Below are 293 nucleotides of genomic sequence, written 5' to 3'. Positions count from 1 at the left end.
CGCGGTCTTGCGAGATTACCTTGTAGTGCATACGACCGTTTTGATCAGGCGTCCCGGGGGTAAACACAGGTTTCTTGTCTGCCCCCAACTGCGAATCCAACAGGAAGTACTGCTTCCCCCGCCCAATCACCTGCACCTGTTTGCCAGCCTCTTTGGAGGGAGATTCCAGGCGCGAAAGCCAATCCTCGCGCACATAATAACGATCCTCTATCCGGACGCCGACTGGCTGCGCCTCGCTATCAATGGGCTGCTGCTCAAACTGGTACCAATTCTTTTGAATGCTGAGAATATGA

At 53.9% G+C, this 293-nt stretch carries 1 pseudogene; it reads right to left on the bottom strand.

The window, feature by feature from the left end:
- A pseudogene (locus tag MXD62_RS08360) lies at window positions 1-293 on the bottom strand (multidrug ABC transporter permease); the annotation flags it as partial.

The organism is Frankia sp. Mgl5, assembly GCF_023242985.1.
In the GTDB taxonomy this organism is placed as follows: Bacteria; Actinomycetota; Actinomycetes; order Frankiales; family Frankiaceae; genus Parafrankia; species Parafrankia soli.
This window is presented reverse-complemented; position numbering and strand designations above follow the sequence as displayed.